Origin of the sequence: Xenorhabdus sp. PB62.4, assembly GCF_014467285.1 — a bacterium.
Classification (GTDB): domain Bacteria; phylum Pseudomonadota; class Gammaproteobacteria; order Enterobacterales; family Enterobacteriaceae; genus Xenorhabdus.
Genome location: NZ_NKHR01000006.1, coordinates 74,609 through 99,182, shown reverse-complemented (window position 1 = coordinate 99,182; position 24,574 = coordinate 74,609). Strand labels below are relative to the sequence as shown.

The 24,574-nt window shown below is 45.9% G+C and carries 18 protein-coding genes and 1 pseudogene; 9 read left to right on the top strand and 10 right to left on the bottom strand.

The window, feature by feature from the left end; translation table 11 throughout:
* Positions 1-169: 169 nt before the first annotated feature.
* The 5 genes from eno to rlmD form a co-directional block, all read right to left on the bottom strand.
* The gene (eno, locus tag Xenpb_RS07675; RefSeq protein ID WP_047963646.1) at positions 170-1,471 is read right to left on the bottom strand and encodes a phosphopyruvate hydratase; all 1,302 of its coding nucleotides are present in this window, start codon (positions 1,469-1,471) and stop codon (positions 170-172) included.
* 101 nt (positions 1,472-1,572) lie between these two features.
* Positions 1,573-3,210: a glutamine hydrolyzing CTP synthase gene (pyrG, locus tag Xenpb_RS07670; RefSeq protein WP_187653782.1), complete on the bottom strand. Its 1,638-nt coding sequence runs from the start codon at positions 3,208-3,210 to the stop codon at positions 1,573-1,575.
* Between the two features lie 260 nt (positions 3,211-3,470).
* A complete protein-coding gene (gene mazG / locus Xenpb_RS07665) occupies positions 3,471-4,271 on the bottom strand; it encodes a nucleoside triphosphate pyrophosphohydrolase (protein ID WP_187653781.1) in 801 nt (266 codons plus the stop codon).
* A 6-nt stretch (positions 4,272-4,277) separates the two neighbouring features.
* Positions 4,278-6,512 (bottom strand): GTP diphosphokinase, encoded by a 2,235-nt coding sequence (gene relA / locus Xenpb_RS07660; protein WP_187653780.1) that lies wholly within the window; start codon positions 6,510-6,512, stop codon positions 4,278-4,280.
* Between the two features lie 9 nt (positions 6,513-6,521).
* Positions 6,522-7,874 carry a 23S rRNA (uracil(1939)-C(5))-methyltransferase RlmD gene (gene rlmD, locus Xenpb_RS07655; protein WP_187653871.1) on the bottom strand — a complete coding sequence of 451 codons (1,353 nt, stop codon included), beginning with the start codon at positions 7,872-7,874 and terminating at the stop codon, positions 6,522-6,524.
* A gap of 53 nt (positions 7,875-7,927) precedes the next feature.
* Between rlmD and Xenpb_RS07650 the strand changes: the two genes are divergently transcribed.
* Positions 7,928-10,336: an ATP-binding protein gene (locus Xenpb_RS07650; protein ID WP_187653779.1), complete on the top strand. Its 2,409-nt coding sequence runs from the start codon at positions 7,928-7,930 to the stop codon at positions 10,334-10,336.
* On the opposite strand, the gene dgt is transcribed toward Xenpb_RS07650, so the two are convergent.
* Positions 10,320-11,846, bottom strand: coding sequence for a dGTPase (gene dgt, locus Xenpb_RS07645; RefSeq protein WP_187653778.1), 1,527 nt, complete (start codon positions 11,844-11,846; stop codon positions 10,320-10,322). The genes Xenpb_RS07650 and dgt overlap by 17 nt on opposite strands.
* Before the next feature lie 134 nt (positions 11,847-11,980).
* Between dgt and mtnN the strand changes: the two genes are divergently transcribed.
* Together mtnN and btuF are read left to right on the top strand one after the other, a co-directional pair.
* Complete coding sequence (gene mtnN / locus Xenpb_RS07640; protein WP_187653777.1) at positions 11,981-12,679, top strand: 5'-methylthioadenosine/S-adenosylhomocysteine nucleosidase; 699 nt, start codon at positions 11,981-11,983, stop codon at positions 12,677-12,679.
* Positions 12,680-12,706: 27 nt separating this feature from the next.
* A complete protein-coding gene (gene btuF / locus Xenpb_RS07635; protein ID WP_187653776.1) occupies positions 12,707-13,543 on the top strand; it encodes a vitamin B12 ABC transporter substrate-binding protein BtuF in 837 nt (278 codons plus the stop codon).
* Positions 13,544-13,645: 102 nt separating this feature from the next.
* Here btuF and erpA read toward each other — a convergent pair whose 3' ends face one another.
* Positions 13,646-13,990, bottom strand: a complete 345-nt coding sequence (erpA, locus tag Xenpb_RS07630; protein ID WP_099113416.1) for an iron-sulfur cluster insertion protein ErpA — start codon at positions 13,988-13,990, stop codon at positions 13,646-13,648.
* 230 nt (positions 13,991-14,220) lie between these two features.
* On the opposite strand from erpA, the gene hemL reads away from it, so the two are divergent.
* A complete protein-coding gene (gene hemL, locus Xenpb_RS07625; RefSeq protein WP_187653775.1) occupies positions 14,221-15,504 on the top strand; it encodes a glutamate-1-semialdehyde 2,1-aminomutase in 1,284 nt (427 codons plus the stop codon).
* Positions 15,505-15,567: 63 nt separating this feature from the next.
* On the opposite strand, the gene Xenpb_RS07620 is transcribed toward hemL, so the two are convergent.
* Complete coding sequence (locus Xenpb_RS07620; protein ID WP_187653774.1) at positions 15,568-16,308, bottom strand: sulfite exporter TauE/SafE family protein; 741 nt, start codon at positions 16,306-16,308, stop codon at positions 15,568-15,570.
* A gap of 238 nt (positions 16,309-16,546) precedes the next feature.
* Here Xenpb_RS07620 and Xenpb_RS07615 point away from each other — a divergent pair.
* Positions 16,547-16,708 (top strand): annotated as a pseudogene (locus tag Xenpb_RS07615) (type II toxin-antitoxin system HicA family toxin); the annotation flags it as partial.
* Positions 16,705-16,914, top strand: a complete 210-nt coding sequence (locus Xenpb_RS07610) for a type II toxin-antitoxin system HicB family antitoxin (protein ID WP_255523070.1) — start codon at positions 16,705-16,707, stop codon at positions 16,912-16,914. The pseudogene Xenpb_RS07615 and the gene Xenpb_RS07610, both read left to right, overlap by 4 nt.
* Before the next feature lie 153 nt (positions 16,915-17,067).
* Here Xenpb_RS07610 and mrcB read toward each other — a convergent pair whose 3' ends face one another.
* Entirely contained in the window at positions 17,068-19,542 is a 2,475-nt protein-coding gene (gene mrcB / locus Xenpb_RS07605) for a bifunctional glycosyl transferase/transpeptidase (protein ID WP_187653773.1), read from the bottom strand.
* 49 nt (positions 19,543-19,591) lie between these two features.
* Positions 19,592-22,066, bottom strand: coding sequence for an ATP-dependent helicase HrpB (gene hrpB / locus Xenpb_RS07600; RefSeq protein ID WP_187653772.1), 2,475 nt, complete (start codon positions 22,064-22,066; stop codon positions 19,592-19,594).
* Between the two features lie 120 nt (positions 22,067-22,186).
* On the opposite strand from hrpB, the gene sfsA reads away from it, so the two are divergent.
* The 3 genes from sfsA (at position 22,187) to gluQRS (ending at position 24,503) form a co-directional block, all read left to right on the top strand.
* Positions 22,187-22,897 carry a DNA/RNA nuclease SfsA gene (gene sfsA / locus Xenpb_RS07595; RefSeq protein ID WP_187653771.1) on the top strand — a complete coding sequence of 237 codons (711 nt, stop codon included), beginning with the start codon at positions 22,187-22,189 and terminating at the stop codon, positions 22,895-22,897.
* A gap of 195 nt (positions 22,898-23,092) precedes the next feature.
* Entirely contained in the window at positions 23,093-23,548 is a 456-nt protein-coding gene (gene dksA / locus Xenpb_RS07590) for an RNA polymerase-binding protein DksA (protein WP_010845119.1), read from the top strand.
* A gap of 58 nt (positions 23,549-23,606) precedes the next feature.
* The gene (gene gluQRS, locus Xenpb_RS07585) at positions 23,607-24,503 is read left to right on the top strand and encodes a tRNA glutamyl-Q(34) synthetase GluQRS (RefSeq protein WP_187653868.1); all 897 of its coding nucleotides are present in this window, start codon (positions 23,607-23,609) and stop codon (positions 24,501-24,503) included.
* Positions 24,504-24,574: the final 71 nt, after the last annotated feature.

Below are 24,574 nucleotides of genomic sequence, written 5' to 3'. Positions count from 1 at the left end.
GCGTTCAAAAAATAGACTTAATTTCTGTTGTTATGTCACATTTTAACGTTGTAATTGTGTCGATAGTTACCAGGAAAAATAAAATTTTCTTTTGCGAAAAAGCGAAAGAGTTTAAACCCTTTCGCCAAAACATAAATAAAATTTATTTTTTATCGAAATCAGCCAGCAATTATGCCTGACCTTTTACTTCTCTCAGGCCGTTGAAAGGTGCACGATTACCCAATGCTTCTTCGATACGGATTAGCTGGTTGTATTTAGCAACACGGTCAGAACGGCTCATAGAACCGGTTTTGATTTGACCCGCTGCGGTACCTACTGCTAAATCAGCAATGGTTGCATCTTCAGTTTCACCAGAACGGTGAGAAATAACTGCGGTGTAACCTGCATCTTTTGCCATCTTGATTGCAGCCAGAGTTTCAGTCAAAGAACCAATCTGGTTGAATTTGATCAGGATGGAGTTTGCAATACCTTTTTCGATACCTTCTTTCAGGATCTTAGTGTTGGTTACGAACAAATCGTCACCAACCAATTGGATCTTGTCACCCATAACTTTAGTCTGGTAAGCAAAACCTTCCCAGTCAGATTCGTTCAGACCATCTTCGATGGAAACGATTGGGTATTCTTTGGTTAAGCCTTCCAGATAATGGGTAAATTCCTGAGAGGTGAAAGTCTTGCCTTCGCCTTTCAGTTCATAATTGCCAGTTTCTTCGTTATAGAATTCAGAAGCTGCGCAGTCCATAGCCAGAGTAATGTCTTTACCCAGTACGTAACCTGCTTTCTCAACCGCTTCTTTGATTGCTGCCAACGCTGCTGCGTTAGATTCCAGGTTAGGCGCATAACCCCCCTCATCACCTACCGCAGTATTCATGCCTTTTGCTTTCAGCACTTTTGCCAGATTGTGGAACACTTCAGAACCCATGCGCACAGCCTCTTTCAGAGTGCTTGCACCCACTGGCTGAATCATGAATTCTTGAATGTCTACGTTGTTGTCAGCATGCTCACCACCGTTGATGATATTCATCATTGGCAATGGCATAGAGAATTGACCCGGAGTGCCGTTCAGCTCAGCAATGTGCTCGTAAAGAGGCATACCTTTCGCTGCTGCCGCTGCTTTGGCGTTCGCGAGGGAAACGGCCAAAATCGCGTTAGCACCGAAGTTAGATTTGTTTTCAGTTCCATCCAACTCGATCATGATCTTGTCGATGTTAGCCTGATCTTTCGCATCCTGACCAACCAGAGCCTGTGCAATTGGGCCGTTAACCGCAGCAATGGCTTTCAGTACACCTTTACCCATGAAGCGGGATTTATCGCCATCACGCAGTTCCAGTGCTTCGCGAGAACCCGTTGATGCGCCTGACGGAGCAGCAGACAGACCGACAAAGCCCCCTTCCAGATGCACTTCTGCTTCTACAGTTGGGTTACCACGGGAGTCAATGATTTCACGGCCAAGCACTTTAACGATTTTGGACATTAGGTTTTCCTCAGTACAAGTTAAATTCCGGGCAATAGATTGAAACTAAAAACAATTATCTTAAGAGTCATCAGCTTAAAACCAACCTATTGCCCCATATCTTATTTCAACTGGCCTTTCTGATATTTACCGGCAGCTTCAACAAAGCCAGCAAATAACGGATGACCATCGCGAGGCGTTGAAGTGAATTCCGGGTGGAACTGGCATGCCACAAACCATGGATGCGCAGGGTTTTCAATGATTTCCACCAACTTGTTATCGACTGAACGGCCTGCAATACGCAAGCCTGCATCTTCAATGCGTTTCAACAACAAATTGTTCACTTCATAACGATGGCGATGACGCTCAATGATGTCATCCTGGCCATACAGTTTACGCACCAGACTATCTTCAGTCAGATGGCACAACTGACCACCAACACGCATCGTTCCGCCGAGATCACTCTCTTCGCTGCGTACTTCTAGGTTGCCGTTCTCATCACGCCATTCAGTGATCAGGCCAACAACCGGTAACTTACATTCAGGCTCAAATTCAGTCGAGTTGGCCCCTGCCATTCCTGCAACGTTGCGGGAAAACTCAATCAGGGCAACCTGCATACCCAGACAAATGCCCAAGTATGGAACGTTGTTCTCACGGGCGTAACGGGCCGTCATGATCTTGCCTTCGATACCACGTCCACCGAAGCCGCCCGGTACCAGAATTGCATCCAGACCTTTCAGCACTTCAACACCACGGGTTTCGACGTCCTGTGAATCGATCAGCTTGATGTTGACCGTCAGGCGATTTTTCAGCCCACCATGTTTCAGTGCTTCAATCACGGATTTATAAGCATCTGGCAGTTCAACGTATTTGCCCACCATCCCGATGGTAACTTCACCCGATGGATTGGCTTCTTCGTAAATGACCTGTTCCCATTCGGACAGATCTGCTTCCGGGCGCTCGATGCTGAATCGTTTACAAATATAATCATCTAAGCCCTGAGATTTCAAGAGGCCTGGGATTTTATAAATAGAATCAACATCTTTTAAGGAGATAACCGCTTTCTCTGGTACATTACAGAAAAGCGCAATTTTTGCACGCTCATTGGCGGGAATGATGCGATCTGAACGGCAGATCAGCACGTCCGGCTGAATGCCAATGGACAGCAATTCTTTCACGGAATGCTGGGTTGGCTTAGTTTTCACTTCGCCCGCTGCGGCCATATAAGGCACCAGAGTCAAGTGCATAAACAGCGTATTTTCGCGGCCCACTTCTACCGCCATCTGACGAATGGCTTCGAGGAATGGCAGAGATTCGATATCACCGACAGTACCGCCGATTTCCACCAGCACAACATCATGGCCTTCTGCACCACGGATGATACGGTCTTTGATTTCATTGGTGATGTGAGGGATAACCTGAATGGTTGCACCCAAATAATCGCCACGGCGTTCTTTGCGCAACACTTCAGAGTAGACACGGCCGGTCGTGAAGTTATTACGGCGTGTCATTTTAGTTCGGATGAAACGTTCGTAATGACCTAAATCAAGATCAGTTTCAGCGCCGTCTTCGGTAACGAAAACTTCCCCGTGTTGGGTTGGACTCATTGTGCCTGGATCGACGTTGATGTACGGGTCCAGTTTCATAATGGTGACATTGAGTCCACGGGCTTCGAGTATAGCCGCCAAAGAGGCTGCGGCAATGCCTTTACCCAGAGAGGATACGACCCCGCCGGTCACAAAAATATAATTAGTTTTCATGCTGAACCTGAAAGTTTAGGTTTAAAAGGATGATGAATATAACAGGACGGGAAAGCAGTATACCCTAACCTTAATTTCGCTACAAACCATCTAAACAGGGTAAAGTGCCACTTAATCAGTAACACTGCGAAGTAACCGCACTGCTTTCTCTTTAAATTCATCAAGTTATTAGTGTGAAATTTTTTCACTTAATTCAGGTTATTCAGCTACGCATGCGACATCCTTTCCGCTATTTTTATGTCGTTTTTTCTATCGCTGGCTTATAGCTGCTGATTTTTCACTTGCTGCCACATAGCATCCATCTCATCCAATGTAGCAGTTTCCAGTGTCAATCCTTTGTCCAGGATCAGTTTTTCGACATTGCGAAAACGATTTTCAAATTTCTGGCAGGCTTTTTGTAATGCCATCTCCGGCTTGTGACCCAAATGGCGGGACAAATTGACCACCGAAAACAGTAAATCTCCCAATTCTTCTTCCAGTCGGGTTTCATCAACAACGGCCTGCTGTGCTTCAGCCATGACTTCGTCAATTTCTTCATAGACTTTATCCAACACAGGGCCAAGTGTATCCCAATCAAAACCAACCGAAGCACAGCGTTTCTGGATCTTATAGGCTTTCATCAGGGCCGGCAGACTGGCAGGAATATCATCCAGTACTGAGTGCTGATCTTTCTCTGCCCTTTCTGCGGTTTTGCGCCGCTCCCAGCTTCCTATTGCCTCTTCGCTGCTGATCCCCGCTTGTTGATTGAAGATATGAGGATGGCGACGTTCCAGTTTGTCGCATACTGCCTCGCAGATATCGTCGAAATCAAATTGTTGCTGCTCCTGAGCCATCTGGGCATAAAACACAATGTGAAACAGCAAATCCCCCAGCTCTTCTTTCAGGGCATGAGTATCATTGCGTTCAATCGCATCGAGTACTTCATAAGTCTCTTCCAGCGTGTAAGGGGCAATCGTGGCGGAAGTTTGTACTTTGTCCCAGGGACAGCCATTCTGGGGATGGCGCAATTGCGCCATAATCCCTTTAAGTCGTTCGATGGAGATAGTTTTCATTTTATTCATATATAATCAATTACCGTGCAAACGTCTGGCTTCAATCACATCAGGCAATTGATTGAGTTTTGCCAATACCCGCCCAAGCACCTGTAGGTTATAAATCTCAATGTTCATATCAATGGTAGCAAGCTGTTGCTTAACATCACTACGGCTGCTGACCCCTAGCACATTGACTTTTTCATTGGCAAGGATGGTTGTGATATCACGTAATAATCCACTGCGATCATTGGCAAGTACCCGCACCACAAGGGAGTAGCCACTGGAATAACTTTCTCCCCACACCGCATCAACGATCCGTTCTGGTGAACTGGCTTCCAATTCTGCTAGCTGATCACAATCAGCACGATGGATAGAAATACCACGCCCGCGAGTAATAAAACCAATGATCTCATCGCCGGGGATAGGCTGGCAGCAACGGGCAATGTGATGCATTAAGTTACCAACGCCTTCAACAACAACCCGGCCATTATCTCTGGTTGTATTACGTGGCGTATAGGTTTTGCTCTCCAGATTGCGAAGCGCCTCGCGATCCTCTTCTTCCGCGGTCGTTTTATTGAATCTGTTTTGCAGGAAATTCACCAATTGGTGGATACGGATATCACCGACACCAATGCCCGCCAGCACTTCTTCCAGTGAATGCACGTTGTAACGGGCAATCAGTTCCTTCTCCGCTTCTTTGACAGTGATACCCAAATGCGTCAACTCATTGTCCAACATTTGGCGACCGGCAATGATATTTTTATCGCGATCTTGCTTGCGGAACCAGTTGTGAATTTTCGCACGACCACGGCTGGTCGTCACATAGCCAAGGTTAGGATTCAGCCAATCACGGCTTGGATTCGGGTGTTTCTGAGTAATGATTTCAATCTGATCACCCATTTGGAGCTGATAGCTGAAAGGTATGATACGCCCGCCAATTTTTGCCCCAATGCAGCGATGCCCGACATCACTGTGAATATGATAGGCAAAATCCAACGGTGTAGAGCCGATTGGCAAGTCAATCACATCCCCTTTTGGCGTAAAGACATAAACGCGATCATCAAATACCTGACTGCGTACTTCATCCAGCATTTCACCGGTATCCGCCATTTCTTCCTGCCATGCGATCAGCTTACGCAGCCACGCAATACGGCTTTCATAACTGCCGGATTTACCCCCAATCGCAGTGCCTTCTTTGTATTTCCAATGCGCCGCAACTCCAAGCTCAGCATCGTCATGCATCTGGCGGGTGCGTATCTGGATCTCAAGGGTTTTACCCCCCGGCCCTAAAACGACAGTATGAATGGACTGATAACCGTTCGGTTTCGGGTTAGCAACGTAATCGTCAAATTCATCCGGCAAATGACGATAGTGAGTATGCACTATCCCTAATGCGGCATAGCAATCCTGTAGACGATCGACGACAATCCGCACGGCACGCACGTCAAACAGCTCATCAAAGGACAGGGATTTCTTCTGCATTTTGCGCCAAATGCTGTAGATATGTTTGGGACGCCCGTAAATTTCGCCGCTTATTCCTTCTTTCAACATATACTTACGCAGCATCGTAATGAATTTCTCGATATATTGTTCACGATCAATTCGACGCTCATGCAGCAGCTTGGCTATTTTCTTATATTCATCGGGATGCAGATAACGGAAGCAGAAATCTTCCAATTCCCATTTTAACTGCCCAATCCCTAGCCGGTTAGCCAGAGGAGCATAGATATTGGAACACTCTTTGGCCGCCAGAACCCGCTCATCTTCGCTGGCATCCTTCACTTCCCGCAAATGGGCAATTCGCTCAGCCAGTTTGATAATGACACAGCGGAAATCTTCCACCATCGCCAGCAACATCCGGCGAACATTATCAACCTGTGCTGAACAGGTAGAGTCAGTATGCGTGGCTTTCAGTTGGCGAATGGCATCCATTTCCAGAACACCATGCACCAGATTCGTAATGGCCTTGCCAAACGTTTCTGTCACTGTTTCGCTATCGAGTAACCTGGCATTAAGGATGGGAAAGAGCAGCGCAGCGCGCATACTGTCATTATCCATGCTCAATGTGGACAGGATCTCCACCATTTCCACACCACGCCACAGTAACAGCTCCGCATCGGGGTGATCCTGAACTTTTGCGTGGCAGTAATGCCATGTTTGTGCCAGTTTTTCACTGGATTGGGGGTTAGTGATGTTTAAACTCGCGATCCACTTATCAACAGCAAACTCACCTGCCGGTGTGAGATGCGCACTTCTTACCGCAACCATAATTTCTCCCTACTCGATAGTCATTGACTCACGGCTGAACAGTGCCATGGATTCCAGATGACCGGTGTGCGGAAACATATCCAGCATCCGCACACTGACAAGATGATAACCAGCTTCCAGCAGAATTTTGCTGTCCCGTGCCAGTGTTGTGGGGTTACAGGAAACGTAAACCACTTTCTCTGGAGCCAGTTTTACGATATGTGTCATAACACCCGCTGCACCTGCGCGGGCGGGATCCAGCAGCACTTTATTGAACCCTTGCACGGCCCAAGGCTGCTGCTGAATATCCGATTCCAGATTTTCATGAAAAAAATCGACGTTATTAAGTTCATTGAGCTGAGCGTTATATTGCCCACTCGCCACCAGCGCAGCAACCCCTTCCACGCCAACTGCTGCCTGTACTTTAGTAGCAATCGGCAGGGTAAAGTTCCCCATGCCACAAAACAGATCCAATACTCTGTCTGTTGGCTGCAAATCCAGCCATGCCAACGCCTGTGATACCATTTGTTGGTTAACTTCATCGTTAACCTGAATAAAATCCCGCGGGCTGAACGCCAGTTTTAATCCGGCTACCTGATACCACGGCTCAGATTGTGCATCTATCAAAGGTGCTTCCATCAAGGGCTCAAGGGATTTTTCATCGCCCGCCATATAAACTGCCACATGATATTGCACAGAAAAAGTGCGCAATATTTCCCTATCTTCGTGCTTCAATGGATCAAGATGACGTAATACGATGAGCGGGCCATTATCTGCCAACACCAGTTCAACGTGTCCCAACCGTTTAACGGCATTCAGGCTGTTTAAACACTGAGATAAAGGTAGCAATAACCGTTCCAGTTCAGGGCGCATAACAGGGCAGTGTTTGATATTGACCAAATCGTTGGTTTGGCTCTGCCGGAATCCCATTAACAATGTACGCTGCTTAGCGTGATATTGCAGGCCAAGACGGGCACGGCGCCGATAGCCATATTCCGGACTGTGAATAATGGGCTGCGCACTGATATTAATCCCTGTTTCCCGCTGAATCAGGTGCTCCAACACACTGGCCTTGGTATTAACTTGCAGTTCAGAGGCAACGTGTTGCTGTTGGCACCCGCCACATACTTTAAAATGCGGGCAGCGAGGCGTTACGCGATATGGACTGTCTGACAGGCGCTTGACCACTTTGGCTTTGGCAAACTGGCGTTTTTCCTCGGTCAGTTGGATTTGTGCCTGCTCACCCGGCAATAACCCCGGAATAAAGATAGTTTTTCCCTGATGGCGGGCAATTCCTTGCCCTTGGGCATCAAGATTATCTGCGGTAACGGAAATAATGCCTCGGTTTACGGAACGACGATTTGGGGAGTAAAATTGCACCATGATTCTGACTGACTTTGAAAAATTGAGTTCTGATTTTCCCACAATGGACGCCTATGACCAAATATAGCCTACGCACCCGTATGATGAGCCTGATATTGGTTCCTGTTCTACTGGTCGGAACGCTTGTGAGTATATCATTTATCTCATACCGCTATTACGAGTTGAAGAGCCTGATAGTCCGCAGTGGGATCAGTATTATTGAACCCTTATCTATTGCCAGCGAAGTTGGCATCAATTTGGATAATCGCCAGCGAGTCAAGTCATTGATAAATAGCCTGCATCGCCGGAACTCGGAAATTGTGCGGGCGATTGCGATTTTTGATGAGCACCATAAATTATTTGATATTTCGAATAACAAATATGATGTCAACCTTCTGAGAGTCGCTCCCGATGCCCCTATTCCAACCACTTTATCCAAGACGGAATACGGCAATAGTATCATTTTGAAGATGCCGATTATCTCAGAAACGCCCTCTTCTCATCAGTGGCACAACGTTGCCAATGATACGTCTGCCAACGATACATTGCCCATTGGCTATATTGCGATTGATTTGGATTTACGCGCCGCTCAGCTTCAACAGTACAAGGAAATTGCGACCTCAATCATTCTGTTGATTCTGTGTCTGGGAGGCACCGCCCTATTTGCCCATGTTCTGGTGCGTAAAGTGACACAACCATTGAACTGCATGGTCCAAGCGGTAGATCGCATCCGGCAGGGGCAATTAAACAGTCGTGTCACGGGTGCCATGCCGGGAGAATTGGCCGCACTCCAGAATGGTATCAATACCGTAGCAGCATCGCTCTCGAAGTATAGAGATGAAATGCAGCTCCACATTGATCAAGCCACTTCCGATCTGCAAATTACGATGGAACAGTTAGAAATCCAGAATGTTGAACTGACCATCGCTAAAAAACGGGCGCAGGAAGCGGTCAGGATCAAAACGGAATTTCTGGCTAATATGTCCCATGAATTGCGTACTCCCCTTAATGGCGTTATTGGCTTTACCCGCCAGATGTTGAAAACGCCCATTACCTCCCAACAAATGGAGTATCTCTATGTCATTGATCGTTCAGCCAACAACCTACTGAAAATCATCAATGACATTCTGGATTTCTCACGACTGGAATCCAACAAACTGGTGCTGGATCAAGTGCCTTTCCTGCTGCGAGATACTGTCAATGAAGTGATTGAGCTACTGACTCCCGCCGCCAGTGATAAAAACCTGCCACTGCATCATCATATTGATGAGAATTTACCTAACCTGATGATTGGTGATCCCATTCGCTTACAGCAAATACTCACTAACCTCATTGGCAATGCGATTAAATTCACGGACAAAGGCAGTGTGACGCTGGATATTAAATTACGCCAGCAGCAACATCATCTCGTGCAAATTGACTTTGTCGTGACTGATACCGGTATCGGCATTAAACCTGAATATCGTCCGATTTTGTTCCAGGCTTTCAATCAGGCCGATGCCAGCATTACCCGCCATTACGGAGGAACAGGGTTGGGTTTAAGCATCACCAAAAGACTGGTGAATGAAATGAAAGGGGAAATTGATTACACCAGTGAAATCGCCAAAGGTACAACGTTTTATTTTGATATCTGGTTGGAAAAGGAAGAATTCTTATTCAGTTCATTACCTGAGCTGCTGCCCGTTTCTCCCATCGTACCACGTTTAGCCATGACGGTGATGGCGGTGGATGATAATCCTGCTAACCTGAAATTGATTGGTGCTCTGTTGAGTGAGCAAGTTGAAAATACTTTGCTGTGCCGCAATGGCATAGAAGCATTGGAAATAGCGGAAAAACATCCGTTGGATCTTATTTTGATGGATATCCAGATGGCAGATCTGGATGGGATTCAAACCTCTGAACTGATCCACCAATTGCCTCTGCATAAAGAGACACCGATTGTGGCCGTGACAGCCTTTGCCTGCCATGAAGCAAACAGTGCACCCTTTATTGATTGTCTTTCCAAACCCTTGGATGAAAATCGCCTGAAAAAATTACTGAATCAATTCAATTACCAGAAATACGATCACCAAAAATACGATCAACAGAAAAAGCCACCAGCTATTGATTGGAACATGGCTTTGCAGCAAACCGCCGGCAAGGAATCACTGGCACGAGAGATGCTGGAAATGCTGGTGCAATCATTACCAAACATGAAAAACATGATAGAACACGCTTTAACCGCAGATGGAGAGACAACCCGCAAACACTTTCAGCATAATGTCCATCAATTACACGGAAGTTGCTGCTATAACGGTGTGCCTAAACTGAAAGCGATTTGCGAACTCGTCGAAAAACAACTACAGCAAGATATTGCGCTTACCGATCTGGAACCAGAGTTACTGGAGTTTATGGATGAGATCGAGCATGTCATTTCAGTCGCGCCCGCTATATTCGAGGCAACTGTACTCAGGGAAACTCATGCCGTTATTTCGTTACCATAAACTTACGATATTCTTCATAAGCGTAATGATCCGTCATGCCACTGATATAGTCCTGAATCAGACGCGCGCGATAATAAAATTCGAGGACATCTTTTTCTGCTTCATCAGTGGCAACAATATGTTCTACCGCTTCACCATAAGCCAGACGATGTTTGGTTGAAAGTTTATGCAACAGGCGAGTTTCAATAAAATATTTTTTATGAAAATTATTCTGATTCAGTTCCATGAAATCCTGTCGGGACAGCTCCAATAAGGGGCTATACACATCCAATAATCCATTAATAATCCGGTAGCCCTGCAATTCTAATTCTTCGACTTCAGGATGATTGAAGACGTGTTTGCGCGTGACATTTTTTAAGGTTTTCAGTAAACGGTGCTCATCTCCATTCCCTTCCAGCAAAGCGTGGTTAAATGTGCCCGCGTAAATTTCCGGCAGATATTCGATAAATAGCCTGGCAGTGTAAGGAACCAGTTTTCCCGTAATAAATACCCGCAAATACATAAAAAATTGTTCGTGAATATTACGGCGAACTTCATTGTTAGTTGTTTTCTTATAGGCTTGTATTACAGTAGATTCAAATAAATCCCCTTTTCTGTGCCCGCCATTTTCTTCCCACTCTTTTTTCAAATATTCCACTAACTGGTCAACATTAAAAATGCCTTTTTCGACGGCATCATCCAAATCCGCAATGCAATACGAAATATCGTCGGCAGCTTCCATAATGTATGTCAGCGGAAAACGGCAGAAATCGCCCATTTGCAGCTCTTTTCTCAACTCACGGATAAAACTGTCTTCTGACCAGTAATAGCCTTTTTTCTTCATCAGGTAGCTGAATTCAGCAGGCGATTCCTCCAGACGATAAGCCGGGCAGGTATATTTCAAGATACAGCCAATTTGGGCATAAGTGAGATTTAACCTAAGCAGATTATGCGCCAGACGAATAGCTTGGGCATTACCTTCAAACTGACATAAATCTTTACGCAATTGCCGACGGAACAGATCTTTCTTTTCTTCACCGCTCAGACGCAATGCTGCAACTTTGCAGTTATCCTGACGGTTTTCTATTTTTGGTGAATAATCCGGGTCCAATCGGCGGGAAAACCAATCTTTAATCGCCGCTTCTCCAAAATGCCCGAATGGAGGATTCCCAATATCGTGCATCAGGCAAGCCATTTCAACCAGGCTTTCAAAAGCAAGTAAGCGATCACTTAGACCATATTTTTTCAGTAAGTCCTGCTTTGTCAGCTCTGCAATAATGGTTTTTGAGATATAGCGCCCTATTTGCTGAACCTCAAGCGAGTGAGTCAATCGACTGCGTACAGCCGCATTGCGCTCAAGCGGAAATACCTGCGTTTTTTGCTGTAATCGCCGAATGGCGGCTGAGTTGATGATCCGACCGCGATCACTTTCAAATTGGCGAGTGACTTGATCTTCATCATCGGGATGAATGGAAGATTTACTGAACTTACGTTGGTAATTCAACTTCTGCTTGAAATCAATCTTAGACATTAACCCTCCCATACCGAATGAAACGATTATTTAAAATTGGAATCTCCGGTAAATAGCTATTCAGTGATACACTTGCCGGTTAAATCGGCCTTTTAATATAGACCAATCCATTAATAACAAGTGAGTATGACACAATGAAAGTAGGCGTAATAGGCGCAATGGAACAAGAAGTGACTTTATTGCGTGACCAGATTGAAGGTCTGCAAACACTGTCACGAGCTGGGTGTGAAATCTATACCGGCAAGTTAAACGGCGTTGATATCGCCTTGCTGAAATCCGGTATTGGTAAAGTTTCTGCCGCACTGGGAACGACTTTATTGATTGAACATTGCCAGCCGGATATCGTGATTAACACAGGCTCTGCCGGTGGCCTTGATCCCAAATTAAACGTGGGTGATATCGTCGTTTCCGAAGAAGTGCGCTATCACGATGCAGATGTTACCGCCTTTGGTTATGAACCGGGCCAAATGGCGCAATGTCCGCCTGCTTTTGTTGCTGACGAGTCATTAATCACTCTGGCGGAAAAATGTATTCAATCCCTCGATCTGAATGCAGTTCGCGGTCTGGTTTGCAGTGGAGATGCTTTTATCAATGGTTCTGAACCATTAGCACGCATTCGAGCCACTTTCCCAAAAGTGGCTGCGGTTGAGATGGAAGCAGCGGCTATTGGTCATGTTTGCCACCAATACAATATACCGTTTGTTGTCGTTCGCGCTATTTCTGACGTTGCCGATCAAGAATCCCATATCAGCTTTGATGAGTTTTTAGTTGTCGCTGCGCGTGAATCTACGCGGATGATCAACGCTATGTTAACTGAATTCAGCACACAATAATCCATCATTTAGAGTGGAGCATAAATAATGAAAACGGCCTCTTGTCGATCTACTCGGTTGGCATTCTCATTTCTTCTATATAGTTTTTTATATAGCTTTTTATGTGTTTTCAGTGCTCCACTTTATGCAGCGGCTTCCCGTGTCATTAGCCTTGCACCGTCAACAACAGAACTGGCATATGCCGCAGGACTCGGCGATCAAGTTATCGCAGTTAGTGCTTACTCAGATTATCCAGAAGCCGCCAAAAAACTGGAACAGGTTGCTGATTGGCAAGGGATTAATGTAGAGCGCATCATCGCCCTGAAACCCGATCTCATTTTGGCATGGCGGGGAGGCAATCCTCAACGGCCTTTGGAGCAACTGGCTGCTTTAGGCATTCCGGTTTTTTATTCTGATGTGAAAAAAGTGGAAGATGTTGCAACTGATCTGGAACGACTTGCTGCCTATAGCCCACATCCCGATATTGCCCAAAAATCGGCTGCGGATATTCGCCAAAAGTTCAACCAATTAAAGCAAGATTATGCCAACCCAAATCCTAAGCCGGTGTTTTTACAATTTGGCACGAATCCGATTTTTACCTCATCCGCTCACACCATCCAAAGCGAAATAGTTTCCGTATGCGGCGGCAGAAATATTTTTGCTGACAGCCCTGTTTCGTGGCCACAAGTTAATCGTGAGCAAGTGCTTACCCGCAAACCGGAAGTGATTGTTATGGGTGGAACGGAAGCGCAGAAACAGCGGGTTGCGGATTTTTGGCAGCCGCAATTAAATATTAAAATCATCACACTGAATGATGACTGGTTTAGCCGTTCGGGGCCGAGGGTTATTTTGGCAACAGAACAACTTTGTCAGCAGTTAAATTAGTCTGATTATGAATATAACTGATCAGATAAACTCTTCGATAATTCCTTACAAAATAGCCTCCAAACAGGAGGCTAATGATTGCAGGAGTTAGCAATATCTCAATCAAATACTGAAAGAAGAGCCGCAACCACAGGTCGTTTTTGCATTTGGGTTGGTGACAACAAATCGGGAACCTTCCAGCCCTTCCGTATAATCCACACAACCGCCTACCAGATATTGCAGACTCATTGGGTCAATAACCAGTTCAACCCCTTGTTTCTGAATTGTGAGATCACCCTCGTTAATTTGGTCATCGAAAGTGAAACCATACTGGAAACCGCTACAACCACCACCTGTAATATAAACCCGCAGACGCAGGTTCGGGTTATCTTCATCAGCAACCAGCACCTTTACTTTGTTGGCTGCGGCATCAGTAAACTGCAAAGGCAGTGCAGTATCATCGCTCATATTTTTGCTCCAGTCCGGTTTTCCGGTAAAAATTCTCGGAAAGTCGTTTTATGCTTTCTGATCAGTTAACGGCGATTATCCAATACCTGACTGATTCGTTCAAGTTTTGCCATATGAACACAACAACTCAAATAACGCCTCTCTTCATTATGATAATTTGGCTTCCCCACTGGGGTGCTTTAGAATGGCATTCCCATATCTGTACCGTTATCTTTCAGGAGCTTTTATTAATGAGCCAGTCCGAAACGCTTTACTCTCAGGCAAAACATGTGATCCCCGGCGGTGTCAATTCACCTGTACGTGCTTTTAACGGTGTTGGCGGTACGCCTGTGTTTATTCAACGTGCTGATGGTGCCTACCTTTATGATGTCGATAACAATGCCTATATTGACTATGTCGGGTCATGGGGACCAATGGTACTTGGGCATAACCATCCTGCCATCCGTAATGCCGTCATTGAAGCTGCTGAACGTGGCCTGAGTTTTGGCGCGCCAACCGCTGCCGAAGTAGAAATGGCAAAATTGGTCACAAAACTGGTGCCTTCCATGGATATGGTGCGTATGGTGAACTCAGGTACAGAAGCGACCATGAGTGCCATTCGTCTGGCTCGCGGTTATACCCAACGCGATAAGATTATTAAATTTGAAGGTTGTTACCACGGTCACGCTGACTGCCTGTTGGTAAAAGCAGGCTCTGGTGCCCTGACTATCGGTCAACCAAACTCTCCGGGTGTTCCTGCGGATTTTGCTAAACATACCCTGACCTGCATCTACAATGATTTGAATTCCGTCCGCGAAGCTTTCGAAAAATATCCGGAAGAAATTGCCTGTATCATTGTTGAACCTGTCGCCGGCAACATGAACTGTATTCCACCGTTGCCAGAATTCCTGCCAGGTCTGCGTAATCTGTGTGATGAATTTGGTGCCTTACTGATCATTGATGAAGTCATGACAGGTTTCCGCGTTGCTCTGGGTGGTGCGCAGGAATATTACAATGTTAAGCCGGATTTAACATCGCTTGGCAAAATCATCGGCGGTGGTATGCCTGTAGGCGCTTTCGGCGGTCGTCTGGAAATCATGGAAAAATTGGCTCCAACCGGCCCTGTTTATCAGGCGGGAACCCTTTCTGGTAACCCTATAGCGATGGCTGCGGGTTTGGCTTGCCTGAACGAAGTTGCCCAAGCGGGTGTTCATCAACGTCTGAGTGAATTAACCGACAAGCTGGCTACTGGCCTGAAAAATGCCGCATCGGCAGCAGGTATTCCTCTGGTTGTTAATCACGTCGGTGGCATGTTCGGTATTTTCTTTACCGATGCGGAAAGCGTTACCTGCTATCAGGATGTGATGAAGTGCAATGTAGAACGCTTCAAGCAGTTCTTCCATTTCATGCTGGATGAGGGTGTTTATCTGGCACCATCCGCGTTTGAAGCAGGGTTTATGTCCATTGCTCATTCAGATGAAGATATTCAGCGTACTGTTGATGCAGCAGCACGTTGTTTTGCAAAACTGAAATAAAATACCCGCTTCCTCAGACGCCACAATTTATCCACTACAATTCCGTGGCGTCTGAATAAAAGCTTACACCAAAGCCCGTATCGCCTGAATCGCTGACATTATCGCCAAAACTCCGAGCAAAATCAGTACCAACCAGCGAAAATGTTGTGGGCTAATCTGTGATCTCAGGCGAGTACCAATAAAAAGAGAAAGCAGGGATAACACAGTTAGTATCACTACCGGCCATAAATAATCCGAGGAAAACAGTGCGAATGCTTCATGGCGTAATACAATTAATTGGCTGATCTTGCCAAGTAAAAAACACAAATTCGCTGCTCGTGCAATTTCATGGCGATCACTGCTCATTGCCAATAGGCACATAATTAAGATAGGTGACATCGCATTGGTTGCGCCGCCAATAATACCAGCCGCTAAACCAAATAGAGATAAAACAGTGGGATTTTCTGGCAAATGCAGCTTACTGCTATGGGTACTATTAATAATGTAAAATGCAATTACACCGCTCAGCAATAATTGCAAATAGGCTGGATTAATTAGAAATAACAGTTTCGCACCAATAAAACTGCCGAGCAGTGAAAAGAAGGCCAACACACCATATTTATATAAGACATTACCAATCTTGCCGCCCGATATTACACTAAAAATATTAACCAATAATGTTGGCCATAACGCTAATACAACCGCCTCTTTTAATGGCATAAATAAACTTAATGCGGTCGTACTGGCTATCGGAAAGCCGATACCGCTAATGCCATGTAATAACGCAGCGGTAATAAAGAGTAAGGATAAAACAATAATATTCATGCTATCACCCACACATAAAAAACGACTGCGTTTTTAATTCATGTAGCACACCAACTCCCAGCATATAAACATATCCCATGAGTAGAAATTAATATCAAAATTGTGCCATAGTCTATAGCAGACAAAATATCTTGATACTTTTTTTTGCGATGGAAATTGAATATCCGAATAAGGAATCAGGTTGTTACCTCAACTTCATTTCGTTGTCTGGGATACAAGATATTGAAGCACTTTTACCGCATTAGGCGCAGAGATCCATGAACGGGAAGGTTCTAGGATCGCAGTTTTGTTGAACGGTGAAAAGCGTATTTTTCACAGGCCACATCCCAGACCGACTACTGACAAGGGAGCGGTTAACTCTATTCGTATCTGGTTGGATAGCTTAGGAATAAAACCATGATGAATAATACACTTAAAATAGATGGTCACACGGCTGTGATCTCTTTCGATCCGGAAATAGAAATGTTCCGTGGCGAGTTTATCGGCTTAAATGGGGGGGCTGATTTCTACGCTTATAGCGTTGATGAACTGAAGAAAGAAGGCGCGATATCACTGACAATTTTTCTGGATGAATGTAAGAAAGACAATCTCTCAACGAACTTTTAAACGAAGGTGTTGATCTAGTGATAGAAAAACACTCTTGACCTCAATGTAGAGCAAGATGAGGCTCATAAAAGCACTATTGCATTAAGTGGTTTATCCATCCCCACCTATCACAAATGGGGATGGCATTTTATGACTATATTATTATTGCTATTATTACTGACCAAACATCTCACGCAGCCAGCCCGGCGCTTCTTCTCCATTCTCCTCTATTGGCTGTTGCTCTGATTGCTGACACAAAGCCTGCGGATCGTCTGTCCAAACCGGTAATATCCTTACACCATTACCCGCACAATTAAAGCTGCCATCTTCATTGACTGACATATCCACGATACCTTCCGGCGGACGGTTATTCAGCATCAATGGTGTTTCGTTTTCCAGATAACGCTCGTAAATCTTTAATGCTCCCGTCGCCCCCGTCAACTTGGTGGGGCCATTGTCATCGCGCCCAGTCCAGACAATCGCCACTTCTTTACCATCAATTCCTGTAAACCAACTGTCACGAAGATCATTGGTCGTTCCGGTTTTCCCTGCCAAATTATATTTGCCATATTTTCCAACCAATGAACGGCCTGTGCCGCGCGCGATGACTTGCTGCATACCGTATAATGTCAGATAAGCAGCCTGTGGCAGAATAGCCCGCTCTGCCTGTGGGTAGCTCTGGTAAACCACCGTACCGTCTTCGGCAATGATAGAACGCAAGGCGGAGAGTTTGGCACGATTACCGCCGCTGGCAATGGTTTGGAACTCTTGCGCCATTTCCATTGGAGTTAACTCAATCGCACCCAATAACATGGCGGGAACCTGTTTGATCTCTTTCGCAGGAATTCCCAGTGAGATTAAGGTACTGGTAATGCGATCCAACCCAACATCCAGCCCCAAGTTCACCGTCGGAATGTTCATCGAGCGTGCCAACGCATCTATGATCATAACGCGCCCGCTAAAAGTACGGCTAAAGTTCTTCGGCTTCCAAGGTTTCCCCCCGGTCTGAGGGATAGAAAGAGGTTCATCTGCCAGCCAAGTATTCAGGCGATATTTATCCGGCTGACTCAATGCTGTCAGATAAGTCGCTGGTTTGGCAAGAGAGCCGATCAAACGGCGGGCATTCAATGCCCGGTTAAATCCGGCATATTGCGGTTGGGAGCCGCCCACCATTGCACGAACTTCGCCACTGAAACGGTCAACGACAACCATCGCTCCTTCCAGGTCCTTAATTCCACGGGCTTTCCGCAAAGCAGCAACACCTTCTTCTACAGATTTTTCCGCCGCAAACTGTGCAACCGGATCTAAAGTGGTAAAGATTTTCACACCCGATAAGTCATTAACTTTATCGCCTAGCTTTTCCTGTAGTTCCTGACGCACTAACTGCATAAAAGCAGGTTGTGGTGTAATTCCCTCATTTTTCAGCTTCACACCCAATGGGCGGGCACTCAATTCATCATATTGTTGCTGAGAGATAACGTTTCGGCTCTGAAGAATTTTTAACACGATATTACGGCGTTCCAGTGTCACTTTAGGATTGCGCCACGGGTTATATAAAGATGCCCCTTTGACCATGCCCACCAGCAACGCCTGTTGATCTAAAGTCAGTTCCCCAATCGGACGCCCAAAATAATACTGGCTCGCCAGAGGGAAACCATGGATTTGCTCGTCACCACTTTGCCCCAGAAAGACTTCGTTCAGGTACAGTTCAAGGATACGATCCTTACTGTAACGGGCATCCATCAATAACGCCATGTAGGCTTCATTCACTTTACGGCTCAAGGTACGTTCATTGGAAAGAAACAGGTTTCTCACCAGTTGCTGCGTCAGGGTACTTCCCCCTTGAACCGTGCGCCCTGCCATTAAGTTAGCCAATGCGGCACGGACAATGGAAAGCGGCCTGACTCCGTCATGTTCATAGAAATAACGATCTTCTGTTTCCAGCAAAGCCTCAACCAATGAGTTAGGAAAGTCCTGACGCGGAATAAACAAGCGCTGCTCGCCATTCGGCGATTGCATCATTGTGATCAGTTTCGGATCAAGGCGGAAAAAACCAAATTGACGTTGATTTTCCATGTTTTGAATGCTGGAAAGATGATTGTTATCGAAGGTCAATCGAGCTTCAATTTGTCCTTCCATGCCATCAGGGAAATCAAATGGACGACGCAGCATCTCAATGCTATTACCCTTGACAATGAATTCACCTGCACGAGTGATTCTGGTCACTTTCCGGTACTGCATCCCTTCCAGTAACCGGATCATTTCATCCTTACTGTAATTCATGCCGGGTTCGAGGTTAACCATCCGGCCATACACTGCGGCGGGTAAATCCCAAACTTTACCGTCGATACGCTGGCGAATTTTGTTATCCAGATAAACACCATAAATAACAAACAATACTATCAATACAATAAAGACTTTTAACAGCAGCCACAAAAACCAGTTCCCTCTATTCTTGGGGGGGCGGGCCTTGGATGGTCGGGAATTCTTCCCTTTTTTAGTCATGACTTCATCCTCATCGTCGTCAAAATCATCATCTTCATAATCATCATAGTCATCCCGCCGATCGCGCTTTTTTGATGCGCGCCCGCGACGAGGCCCCGGTTTTTTACCTTTGCGTCCGATTGGCTGACGATCATCATCAGACATACCGAATTCTCCAATGTTTATGCAATGCAGGAATATGAATTAAAAGTAATCACATATATTTTTTCACGCGCCTTGTCGGCGCCGTGTTGGCAGGATCATCTGGCCATAAGTGTTTGGGGTAACGCCCTTTCATCTCTTTTTGTACTTCACGGTAAGCTCCCTGCCAGAATGCAGCGAGATCCTGCGTGATCTGTAATGGACGCTGGGCAGGAGATAACAATTCAATGACAACCGGAATTCTCCCTTTCGCCAATACTGGATTTTGCTGCTCCCCGTACATTTCCTGCATTCTGACTGACAGTACGGGCGGCTTATCGTTAAAATATTGGATAGTGATCCTGCTCCCCGTTGGCACAGTGTAATTAGTAGGCAATTCATTATCCAGTATTTGCCGTTGCTGCCAATCAAGCAAACTCATCAGGCAAGATGAAAGTTCAATCTGACGCAGCCCTTTCAAATCACCAATGCCTCCCAACACAGGAAGCAACCAGTGCTCAAGGGTATTTAGCAAGGATTCATCGTCAACAGTCGGCCACTCTACTTCCGGCAACCATTCTGTTGCCCTTTGCAAACGAATACGCAATTGCAACGCTTCCTGTGACCAATTTAACGCTGACAAACCTTCCTGCCGAACCCAATTCAGCAAGGCTTCTTGTAATTCCGATTCTGAAGGTTTTGCCAGAGGCTGAGCTTTGACAACTAAACGCCCACATTGCAAACGCTTCCATGCCCGCAATGAGCCTTTGTTATCATCCCACTCCACGGCTGTATGTTCAGTAAACAGAAGCGGAGATTGTCGTAAGGTATGTTCGATATCTAAAGGGCAGGCAAGCGATACTCTGGCATCAGGCGTATTAAGCTGCTGCAACGATGGAATAACCAACCAGTCTTCTCCCGAAAGTGGTTCCTCACGCTCCAGCACGACACCCAAGCCATTAGCGAGCTGAAAACGCCCAAGGTTATCACGGTTTTTGGCGATCCTATCTGGAAAACCCTGTACCAATAATTCAGGGATAACATCAAGGTTAATGTTCCCTGTATAATTCTCAGTGCCTTGTTTTCCATTCTTGCCCACAAGATTCCTGATAAGCTGATTAGCCCGTTGCTGCCAATGGCGCTGCTTTGATGTCATCCAATAAGTAATATCAGGTTGTCCACGGCGAGGGGGTTCTTCCAGAATCGCAACCAGTTTTGCTGCCGTTGCCAATACCGAGCTGTCTTGTTCCTTTTCTGCACACTCTTTACCTGAACATAACATTGCCGCCAAACGCGGTTCGCTACCGGATTCCGCCATCTGCCAACCACGGGCTGTCAATTGTTGATGTTCATCCAGTGCCCCCAATCGCAATAACAACGATGCTGCAACAGTTAACGCAGGTTGTGGAGGGTTATCCATCCACTGGAGCTGGCGACTGTCACGGCATCCCCACTGTAAAAGGGAAAGCAACAGACTGCTGAGATCTGAATGCAGGATTTCCGGTTCACTGTGTTCCGTCGCCCTTTCTGCTTGTTCTTGGCTGAACAGATGCCAACAAACGCCTGATTCCAATCGTCCGGCGCGCCCTGCCCGCTGAACCATTGAAGCCTGGCTGATGCGCTGGGTGATTAAACGCGTCAGACCGCTTTTCGGCTCGAACCGACTGGTACGTTCAAGGCCACTATCTACCACCAACCGGATGCCTTCAATCGTCAAACTCGTTTCTGCAATATTGGTCGCCAACACGACCTTACGCATCCCCATTGGGGCTGGCGCTATCGTCTTGTGTTGATCTGACAGCGACAACGCGCCATACAGTGGGCACAATAACGTATCGTCGCTGACCTTTCCTTCCAACTGCGAAAATACCCGCTGAATTTCACCGATACCGGGCAGAAACAGCAATAGTGATCCCGTCTCCTGCTGCAATAAACGTAAAACTGCCGACGCGACTGACTGTTCGAAAGGCTGATGAGCAGGAAGTGGATGATAAGATCTTGCAACCGGATAACTACGCCCTTCCGATACAATCACTGGCGCATCCGGCAATAGAGAAGAAAGGCGCGGATTATCCAGCGTTGCAGACATCACCAGAATACGCAAGTCATCCCGCAATCCTTCCTGTACATCAAGCAACAACGCCAGCGCTAAATCCGCCTGCAAACTACGCTCATGAAATTCATCAAGAATGACGAGAGAAACATCGCTCAATTCAGGATCTTGCTGGAGCATACGGGTTAGAATCCCTTCCGTCACTACTTCAAGGCGTGTCGAAGCACTGACTTTAGTTTCAGAGCGCATCCGATAGCCCACGGTCATACCGACAGGTTCATTCAATTGCTCAGCAAGACGTTCAGCCACACTCCGCGCGGCGATACGCCGAGGTTCCAGCATAATAATGCGGCCTGCCGATGGTACTTGATGCAAAATCGCCAATGGTAATCCGGTCGATTTTCCTGCCCCTGTAGGGGCATGTAGCAGCACCTGTTTCGACGTTTGTAATTTAGCAATAACGGATTCTACGACGTCATAAATGGGTAATAACAAAGGATCACCATAATGGATTAACTTTCAACAGATGCCATTGTAGCATTAGCATCTTTGATTTCATTTCATCGAATTTCAGGTTACTGAGATTGTCGATCACGGGTTATGAAGGAAAAGTTTATGGAATTTTCGCCGCCCCTAAAGCCTGCCACTTTAATCCGCCGTTATAAACGCTTTCTGGCAGATGTCCTTACACCAGAAGGAGAAACACTTACCATACACTGTGCCAATACGGGTGCAATGACAGGTTGTGCTACACCGGGAGATACTGTCTGGTATTCCACATCCGACAATCCCAAACGCAAATACCCGAATAGCTGGGAACTGACGCAGACTCAAAATGGGCACTGGATTTGTGTCAATACCCTCAGAGCCAATGATTTGGTCTATCAAGCCATTGAAAAAAAGGTAATTTCGGAATTATCTGGTTATGAGCAAATTAGTCGTGAGGTGAGTTATGGAAAAGAGAAAAGCCGTATAGATTTATTGTTACAATCAAAACAACGAGTTAATTGTTATATTGAAGTCAAGTCAGTAACGTTGTTACAGGAAAATTATGGTTATTTTCCCGATGCGGTAACAATTCGCGGGCAAAAACATTTACGTGAGCTATCATTGATAGCACAACAAGGCCAGCGTGCTGTCCTGTTATTTGCTGTTTTACATTCTGGGATCAGTCAGGTTGCGGCAGCAAAACATATTGACCATGATTATGCTTTTCTTTTGGAACAAGCATGTAATTCAGGGGTCGAAGTAATTTGTTACAAGGCCAACATGACAGAAGACAGGATGATACTAAGTGACAAATTGCCTTTTTTATCAATAGGATAATTTGTAAACAGATCATGCTGACGAGGTTAGTTTTGCGATATATTTAAGCAGTAAACATGTCTGCCTTCACAGCATTGCAAAACTAATGGCAGGAACAATTGCCAACCTCGCAGTCATCTGCTATTTATAGCGGCCTATTTTTTCCCCCCTGCTGTTGGGGGGCCGTTTGATAGTGCGTGTGTAAGGAGAAGCATTATGCAAGAAGGGCAAAAACGTAAAACCTCGTCCTTGAGCATTCTCGCCATCGCTGGGGTAGGACCTTACCAGGAAAAGCCAGGCGAAGAATACATGAACGATGCCCAGTTAGAGCATTTCAAGCTGATTCTGGAAGCATGGCGCAATCAACTCAGGGATGAAGTAGACCGTACTGTATCTCATATGCAAGATGAGGCAGCAAACTTCCCTGATCCAGTTGACCGTGCGGCGCAAGAAGAAGAGTTCAGTCTTGAATTACGTAATCGGGATCGTGAGCGTAAGTTGATCAAAAAGATCGAGAAAACGCTGAAAAAAGTCGAAGAGGACGACTTCGGCTATTGTGAATCCTGTGGGGTTGAAATCGGCATCCGCCGTTTAGAAGCTCGCCCAACAGCCGATTTATGTATTGACTGTAAAACGTTGGCTGAAATTCGCGAAAAGCAAATGGCTGGCTAACAAAATAGGGTTAAGTACGGCGCTGAACAGCGCCGTATTCCCCTACATTGATCCTGATATGATTCAATCTGAACATCCCTCGTTATATATTGGGCGCTTCGCTCCGTCACCTTCCGGCGATCTCCATTTCGGTTCCCTGGTGACTGCACTGGGCAGTTATCTGCAAGCACGTGCCTGTCATGGGAAATGGCTGATGCGTATTGACGACATAGATCCCCCACGGGAAGTCCCCGGAGCCGCCAATCGGATATTGAAAGCCCTTGAGCATTATGGCCTTTACTGGGATGACAACGTTCTTTATCAATCCCAACGCCATGAAGCCTATCGTGCCATCCTCGATCAGTTAAAACAGCAGGGAAATAGTTATTGCTGTACCTGCACCCGCCAGCGCATTCAACAACTGGGCGGTTTTTATGATAAACACTGTCGTCATTCGCGCTTACCGAGTCATAACGCGGCAATTCGCCTGAAACAACACCATCCGGTTCATGGTTTTTGCGATAAATTGCAAGGGCACATTACCGTGTCTACGGCAATGGCGGAAGAAGATTTCATTATTCATCGCAAAGATGGGTTATTCGCCTATAATCTTGTCGTTGTTATTGATGATAATTATCAGGGCGTCACTGAAATTGTCAGAGGGGCAGATTTAATTGAACCAACGGTTCGCCAGCTATCTCTGTATCAGCACTTGAATTTTAATACGCCGGATTATGTACATTTACCTCTCGTGTTAAATAGAGAAGGAAATAAGCTTTCTAAGCAAAATCATGCCCAACCGATCCCTCTGAGTGATCCAAGGCCATTGCTTATTGATGCGTTATCATTTTTGAATCAACCAATTATCGTAGGCTGGCAGGACCTCTCTACCGAACAACTGCTACAGCAGGCTATCGACAGTTGGAATATAAACGCGATTTCGCCAAAAAACATAACCTATTGCCAATTTAAATAAAGTGTTGCTATTAGCGCTGTAAGCATTCTCAAAAAATGTCCAGTAAGTTATGATTGGCGGCTGTTTTTTGT

Excerpts from the sequence above, each read along its gene's own strand:
- eno (WP_047963646.1), bottom strand. The coding sequence starts at position 1,471 with ATGTCCAAAATCGTTAAAGTGCTTGGCCGTGAAATCATTGACTCCCGT.
- pyrG (WP_187653782.1), bottom strand. The coding sequence starts at position 3,210 with ATGAAAACTAATTATATTTTTGTGACCGGCGGGGTCGTATCCTCTCTG.
- mazG (WP_187653781.1), bottom strand. The coding sequence starts at position 4,271 with ATGAATAAAATGAAAACTATCTCCATCGAACGACTTAAAGGGATTATG.
- relA (WP_187653780.1), bottom strand. The coding sequence starts at position 6,512 with ATGGTTGCGGTAAGAAGTGCGCATCTCACACCGGCAGGTGAGTTTGCT.
- rlmD (WP_187653871.1), bottom strand. The coding sequence starts at position 7,874 with ATGGTGCAATTTTACTCCCCAAATCGTCGTTCCGTAAACCGAGGCATT.
- Xenpb_RS07650 (WP_187653779.1), top strand. The coding sequence starts at position 7,928 with ATGACCAAATATAGCCTACGCACCCGTATGATGAGCCTGATATTGGTT.
- dgt (WP_187653778.1), bottom strand. The coding sequence starts at position 11,846 with ATGTCTAAGATTGATTTCAAGCAGAAGTTGAATTACCAACGTAAGTTC.
- mtnN (WP_187653777.1), top strand. The coding sequence starts at position 11,981 with ATGAAAGTAGGCGTAATAGGCGCAATGGAACAAGAAGTGACTTTATTG.
- btuF (WP_187653776.1), top strand. The coding sequence starts at position 12,707 with ATGAAAACGGCCTCTTGTCGATCTACTCGGTTGGCATTCTCATTTCTT.
- erpA (WP_099113416.1), bottom strand. The coding sequence starts at position 13,990 with ATGAGCGATGATACTGCACTGCCTTTGCAGTTTACTGATGCCGCAGCC.
- hemL (WP_187653775.1), top strand. The coding sequence starts at position 14,221 with ATGAGCCAGTCCGAAACGCTTTACTCTCAGGCAAAACATGTGATCCCC.
- Xenpb_RS07620 (WP_187653774.1), bottom strand. The coding sequence starts at position 16,308 with ATGAATATTATTGTTTTATCCTTACTCTTTATTACCGCTGCGTTATTA.
- Xenpb_RS07610 (WP_255523070.1), top strand. The coding sequence starts at position 16,705 with ATGATGAATAATACACTTAAAATAGATGGTCACACGGCTGTGATCTCT.
- mrcB (WP_187653773.1), bottom strand. The coding sequence starts at position 19,542 with ATGTCTGATGATGATCGTCAGCCAATCGGACGCAAAGGTAAAAAACCG.
- sfsA (WP_187653771.1), top strand. The coding sequence starts at position 22,187 with ATGGAATTTTCGCCGCCCCTAAAGCCTGCCACTTTAATCCGCCGTTAT.
- dksA (WP_010845119.1), top strand. The coding sequence starts at position 23,093 with ATGCAAGAAGGGCAAAAACGTAAAACCTCGTCCTTGAGCATTCTCGCC.
- gluQRS (WP_187653868.1), top strand. The coding sequence starts at position 23,607 with ATGATTCAATCTGAACATCCCTCGTTATATATTGGGCGCTTCGCTCCG.